The sequence below is a fragment of the Nocardiopsis sp. MG754419 genome, assembly GCF_018207095.1.
Taxonomy (GTDB): Bacteria; Actinomycetota; Actinomycetes; order Streptosporangiales; family Streptosporangiaceae; genus Nocardiopsis.
This window is the reverse complement of record NZ_QOCZ01000059.1, coordinates 50,545-56,624: the sequence shown is the minus strand read 5'-3', so window position 1 is coordinate 56,624 and position 6,080 is coordinate 50,545. Positions and strand designations below refer to the sequence as shown.

6 protein-coding genes are annotated in these 6,080 nt (G+C 71.9%); 2 read left to right on the top strand and 4 right to left on the bottom strand.

The window, feature by feature from the left end:
* The first annotated feature begins 277 nt into the window (after positions 1–277).
* Entirely contained in the window at positions 278–460 is a 183-nt protein-coding gene (locus DSY14_RS13780) for a hypothetical protein (RefSeq protein ID WP_211716933.1), read from the top strand.
* A gap of 130 nt (positions 461–590) precedes the next feature.
* Here DSY14_RS13780 and cas6 read toward each other — a convergent pair whose 3' ends face one another.
* Both cas6 and DSY14_RS13770 read right to left on the bottom strand, forming a co-directional pair.
* A complete protein-coding gene (gene cas6 / locus DSY14_RS13775; RefSeq protein WP_211716932.1) occupies positions 591–1,541 on the bottom strand; it encodes a CRISPR system precrRNA processing endoribonuclease RAMP protein Cas6 in 951 nt (316 codons plus the stop codon).
* Positions 1,542–1,634: 93 nt separating this feature from the next.
* Positions 1,635–2,177: a DUF1697 domain-containing protein gene (locus DSY14_RS13770; protein WP_249187832.1), complete on the bottom strand. Its 543-nt coding sequence runs from the start codon at positions 2,175–2,177 to the stop codon at positions 1,635–1,637.
* 136 nt (positions 2,178–2,313) lie between these two features.
* On the opposite strand from DSY14_RS13770, the gene DSY14_RS13765 reads away from it, so the two are divergent.
* Positions 2,314–3,390 (top strand): hypothetical protein, encoded by a 1,077-nt coding sequence (locus DSY14_RS13765; RefSeq protein ID WP_211716931.1) that lies wholly within the window; start codon positions 2,314–2,316, stop codon positions 3,388–3,390.
* A gap of 126 nt (positions 3,391–3,516) precedes the next feature.
* On the opposite strand, the gene DSY14_RS13760 is transcribed toward DSY14_RS13765, so the two are convergent.
* Together DSY14_RS13760 and DSY14_RS13755 are read right to left on the bottom strand one after the other, a co-directional pair.
* On the bottom strand, positions 3,517–5,223 hold the full coding sequence (locus DSY14_RS13760) for a cation acetate symporter (protein ID WP_211716930.1): 1,707 nt from the start codon (positions 5,221–5,223) through the stop codon (positions 3,517–3,519).
* Complete coding sequence (locus tag DSY14_RS13755) at positions 5,220–5,663, bottom strand: DUF485 domain-containing protein (RefSeq protein WP_374224011.1); 444 nt, start codon at positions 5,661–5,663, stop codon at positions 5,220–5,222. The genes DSY14_RS13760 and DSY14_RS13755 overlap by 4 nt, the downstream gene beginning before the upstream one ends.
* Positions 5,664–6,080: the final 417 nt, after the last annotated feature.

The window sequence follows — 6,080 nt, the reverse complement described above, 5'->3', positions numbered from 1 at the left end:
CCTCGTGTGCGGGTGTCGCGTGACCCGGGGGCGGGCACGGCGTGGGCGCCGACGCGAGCCTCGGGTGTCTCTCTCGGACGGCGGCGCCGACAGCACCACGGATATCAGGAGTCACACCGCGTCGTCACCCCGCCGGCCCCATCCGGTCACGCGGCGGCCCCGGTCCGACCGCGACTGTCCGAGAGACCTCGGTGACGGACGCGTCGCGGTCCCCACCGTCCGCAGGGAACCACCGGGAGCGCGCGCACGCGTACCTCCCCTCCGAGAAAGGCCTCCGATGCCGATCCCGCACCCCCGCGAACCGTTCGGATCGTCCGGGCGCGAACGCTCCTCCACAGCCGAACGCTCCGGCCCCGACCTGACGCCGGAGGACCTGGTACCGCATCTGCGGGGACTCGCCCGTGATCTGAGGGAACGCGGCACCGGACCGGGCACGACCCCCCGCGAGGGGCGGGTGTGAGACCCGCGAGCACGGTCGGCTCCCACCCCGTCCACCGGGTGGGAGCCGACTCCTGCGACGGCGGTGGTGCCGCCGCGGTCCACACCGGCCCCCGCCCTCCGTCCTCGGGCGGGAACCGGCGGTCTGGGGGTCAGTCGAACAGGGTCCCGCCGAACTCCTCGGCGTCGGCCGCGACGGCGGCGGGCGCGCCGCCCACCCTTCGGGCGCGGGCCCGCCGGACCCGATGCGCGCCGTGCCCGGCCCGGGGCGCGGGCACCTCGACCGTGGTGCGATCGGTCGTCACCGTGTCCACCCGGACCATGCCGAACCCCTGGGCGGTGTACTTGCCGATCCCGGTGAGTTCGAGCAGTGCCAACAGGGTGGCGAAGGTGTCGGTGGGGCTCGGTGTCGCGGCGGTGAGTTCCAGGCGCATCCCGCCCAGCCAGCCGAGCACGGTGCGCTTCTCGGCGTGGTGGTGCTCGGTCAGCCGCACCTCCTCGCCCGGCAGTGGGGAACGCCGGATGAGGGAGAGGGCGGGCAGGGCGCGCTCCAGCCAGGGTTCGGCCAGATCCGGCGGTGCGAACCGGGCCACCGCGCCCACCGCGCCACTGCCGCCGACGATCCCTCCGCCGGAACGGTGCACCGCGCCGAAGAGCCGTCGGGGGGCGGGCCAGATGTGCGGGATGCGCTCACCCGTGGTGTCGCGGATGGTGGTCACCACCGGGGTCAGGGCACGCAGTTCGGCCGTCCGTACCCGGGACCGGCCCTGTTCCCCGGTGAGCATCTCGGTGTAGGTGCGGTCGAAGGTCGGCGTGACCGACAGCGGCTCCAGGAGGTGGTCTCCGATGCGCTGGGGGACGCCGACCAGGTCGACCGGGTCCAGGGCCGGGGGCGTCACGTCGTCCAGCCAGGTGAGGGTCCAGTGGTGGAGCCGGTCCCCCAGGGGGCGGGGCCACCCGTGCATCGCCCAGCGCTTGGCCGCGGTGTGTTCGCGATCGGACTGCGGCCACCAGTGGTTGAGCAGCCCGTGGCAGTCCTCCGGCCGGATCGGGCGCGCCGCGTCCGCCCGGTCCCTCAGGATCACGGTCCACCGCCTGGGCACCGACCCCACCCCTCTTCCGTGGTCGTGACGACGGTCGCCCGCCGCGCTCTCACCGGATACATCTCTCGGACAGTCCGCGCCCTCACCCGGACCTCAGCCGTCCTCGGCCATCTCCAGCAGGCGCAGGACCGTGCGCCAGTTGCGCCCGGTGGTGACGCCCGGCAGGCGCCTGGCCAGCAGGTCCGGGTACTTGGCGTACCGGAGACCGTCACGGTGACGGGTGTAGGCCACATCCGGCCCCAGCGCGACGACCTCGTCCGGTCGGTCGGCGGGGTCCACGTCGGCGAGCACGTCGGGGTCGATGGGATCGGCGGCGAACAGCACCAGGAAGCGGGCGGGGTCCGGTACCTCCAGGGGGTTGTCCGCCACCGTGGCACGCCACCGTTCGACGGTGCGCACCACGATGCCCACGTCCAGGCCCCACGCCTCGGCGATCGCCGTGCGGATCCGCGCGGCCGCGTCCTCGGGTGCGGCCGCCATCCCCTCCGGGGCAGTGAGGACGGCGTTGCCGCTCTGGACGTAGGTGGCCACGTCGGTGTAGCCGAGCCCGGACAGCAGCGCGCGCAGATCCGCCATGCCCACCTTCCGGTGACCCCCGACGTTGATCCCGCGCAACAGCACGATGAGTCTCGTCATGGCCCCTATGGTGCCCGCCCGACGCGCGCTCGGGCACCCGTGCCCCTTCCGTGTCCGCCCCGAACTTGTCCACCGCCGCCTCCGGAGACCACAATGAGCGGGCCCGCACCGATCCACCAGCCGAAGCGGAGGGGACATGCCCCGCCTGAGCCACACCCTGGACCTGGACGCGTGGGAACGTGAGGACGTCGTCGACGCGGTCGACGGTGTGCACCGGGTCCTGCGCAGCGCACGGTTCGACGACGCCGGGGTGCTGGTGGTCCCCGACGAGGCGGAGCTGGAGCGGTTGGAGCGGCGAGCCGAGGAACTCGGTGTGGTCGATCCGCAGGCGCGGAGGGAGCAGGAGGAGCAGCGCGGCGCCCGGGCCGAACGCCTCGCGGAGGAGTTGCGGGAGCTGGAGCGGCAACGCGCCGCCCAGGTGGCCGAGCACGGGCGCCCGAGCACCGAGACCGAGGTCTCCGTCGAGGAGCGCTCCCTGGAGCTGCGCCTCATGGACACCGAGAGTTCCCTGCGCCTGGTGTCGGGCGAGCACCTGACACCAGGCGCCCACTACCTCCTCAGCACGGTCGACGAGGACGGGACGCCCGCCTTCTCCGAGGGCGCCGAGGGGTGGGTGGGCACGGACCTGGCCCTGACCTCCTGGGAGCCCGAGGGCGACTGCACGGTCGACTTCGCCATGCGCGAGGACCCCGAGGCGACCGGTTTCGAGGACCCGGTGACGCGTGGCACCGTGACGCACGACCGGGCCGCCCGGACCCTGACGGCGCGGGGCCGGATGCGCTTCCCGACACCGGTGGGCCTCCTCGGGAAGGACTCCTCCCTACTGCGGGTGGAGGTGAGCGCCCACATCGACCTACCCGGGTGGTACGCGCGGCTGTCGGGGACCGAGGGCCCCGCCCCCGCCCGGTTCGAGGTGAGGCATCCCCTGGTGCGCGCCGTCGGCGAGGCACTGCCGTCGCCCGGACCGAACGGCCGGTGGTCGGTCGCCACCTCGCTGGAGGTGCGCGGCCGCGGGCTCGCCCGCCCGTTGGTGGCCGTCGCCGCCTGGGCCCTGCTGCGCTCGCTACGCCGTTCGCAGGAGATGTCGGTGGAGGCGTGGGTGGCCGAGGTCGAGCGTTCCTGGGCGCGGACGGCGCGGGCGCTGCCCGCCCTGCCGGGTCTGTTGGACGAACTCGCCGTGTCCATGGAGAACGCCCGCCCCCACCGGACCTGAGACCGCCCCCGCCCGTGGCCGGGACCGCCCGTGCGTGTCCGACGGCCCCGTCGCGGGTACCGCACCGGTGGTGTCGGTCCCGCGCCGCGGCAGGGCTCGACCGTCGGCCGAGGCGAACGACACCGTCTAACCCCGGTCGACGCCCCAACCGGTGAGCGAACGCACCCGGAGTTCGGTGAAGCGGGCGTTGTTGCGCTCGGGCGAGAGCAGGCTGCCGATGACGGCGAAGGCGAAGCCGAGGGGAACGGCCACCAACGCCGGGTTCTCCATGGGGAAGAACTGGATGTCGATCCCGGCGGGCAGCACCGACAGGTTCTCCCCCGTGACCGGGTGGGTCTTGCCGGACACCACCGGGGAGAAGAGCATCAACAGCAGGGTGGCCGACAGGCCGCCGTAGATGCCCCACTCCACGCCCCTGGTGTTGAAGCGACGCCAGAAGAGCGTGAGCACGATGACGGGAAGGTTGGCCGCCGCGGCGATCGCGAAGGCCAGACCGACCAGGAAGGCGACGTTCTGTTCCTGGGCCTGGACCGCCAGGGCGATGGAGACGGCGCCCACGAGGCAGGCGGCGAAACGGGCCACGCTCACCTCCTGGGACTCGCGCGGACGCCCCCACATGAGAATGTGGCCGAACAGGTCGTGTGCGATGGAGGTCGAGGAGGCCAGGGTGAGGCTGGCGATGACCGCCAGGATGGTGGCCAGGGCGACCGCGGAGATCAGCGCCAGCAGCACGGCCCCGCCCACGGGGCCGGCCGCGAGCCGGCCCAACTCCTCGGCGAGCATCGGTACCGCCGAGTTGCCCGAGGGGTCCAGGGACATGATCCGTTCCGCGCCCACCAGCGCGGCGGCGCCGAACCCCAGGGCGAGGGTCATCAGGTAGAAGGCGCCGACCATCACGATGGTGCGGTTCACCGACGAACGCGCCGCCCGACCGTCGGGCACGGTGTAGAAGCGCATGAGGATGTGCGGCAGGGCCACGGTTCCCAGGACCAGGGCCAGCCCCAGACTGATGAGGTCCATCTTGTTGAAGAAGGTGCGGGCCGCCTCCCCGGGCACCTCGACGCCGAAGCGCAGGCCCGGTTCCAGGAAGGCCCGCCCCTGACCGCTGGCCTCGGCCGCCTCGGACAGCAGGGCGCGCGGGTCGAAGGAGAACAGGGCCAGCACCATGACGGTGAGCAGACCGGTGGCGGCCAACAACAGCACGGCCTTGACGATCTGCAACCAGGTGGCGGCCTTCATCCCCCCGCACACGACGTAGACGATCATCAGCACGCCCACGAGCACGATCGCGGCGGTGCGGGCCTGGTCGGCGTCCATCCCGAGGAAGGTGCCGCCGTCGTGGAGCCCCATGAGCACCGACGCCAGGGCGCCCGCGCCGACCATCTGTGCGACCAGGTAGAACACGCACACCGTGACCGTGGAGACGGTGCAGGCCATACGGACCCGCATCCGACGCATACGGAAGGCCGGCAGGTCGGCCATGGTGAACCGGCCGGTGTTGCGCATCAGCTGGGCCATGGGCAGCACCAGCAGCCAGGCCACCAGGAAACCGATGGAGTACAGGAACCCGTCGTAGCCCTGGAGCGCGATCATCCCGGCGATACCGAGGAAGGACGCGGCCGACAGGTAGTCGCCGGTGAGGGCGAGCCCGTTCTGTGTGCTGGAGAAGCCGCGGCCGCCGGCGTAGAAGTCGACGGCGCCCTTGGTGGTGCTCCGGGCCCGAAGGGTGATCGCCAACGTGACGAGGACGAACAGCGCGCACAGCCCGATGGTCCAGGCGTGGGCCGCGCCGAAGCGTCCGTCGAACAGCTCGCTCAGGGTGAAGGCGTTCATCGGTTCACCACCCGTGCGCCGATGGCGTCCTCCTCACACGCGCGATCGCGGATCTCCTCGGCCAGCGGATCGAGGGAACGGGCCGAGAAACGACCGAAGGCCCAGGCGAGAACGAAGGTGAGCAGGAACTGCCCGATTCCCAGAACCAGGGCGACATTGATCGAATCGAGGATCTGCACGCGCATGAAATCCCGGGCGTACGCGGAAAGGAGGAGATAGGTCAGGTAACCGCCCAGGAAGACGATGACCAGAAGTGAGAACTGCACGGCGAACCGGCGCCGGAGTTTCACGAAACGCGGATCGACCGACATGCGTTCGCACGTGTGCGTCATGTCGGCCTCGGCTCGGGCGCGTGCGCGCACCGGCCCGTCACCGGGACCGTTGCGCTCCCCCTCGTGCTCCGCACGTCTTCCGGACGTGCCCTCCATGTACTCGACCACGACTCGTCCCCCCGACGATCGTTGTGCGACTTCCGGGCGCCGCTCCCCCACGGCGTCGTCCGGATCCGGCGGGAACGGGTCGGCTCTCGCCGCGTCGATGTGCGCGATTCGCCCGACCTCGTTCCGATCGGGGTTCACACTAACGAGCGCCCGAGCACCGTGTTCACCAAATACACAAATCGGTTGCCGCGAACAGCTCGTCGAAAAAGGAGGAAGAGGAAGGAACTCCGAACACCGTGACGCCGGAGTCGATTTCGCCCGGGGCCGATCCGGCGCGTCTCCGCGTCGCCGCGCGCCGCTCAGGAGGGGCAGGTCATCGGAGGCGCGCGACCCTCCGCACGGCGCGGAGACCCCTCCGTCTTCGCTAGGCTTCGGGGCGACCCCGAACCCATACCGGCGCACCGGATCGACTCCGGT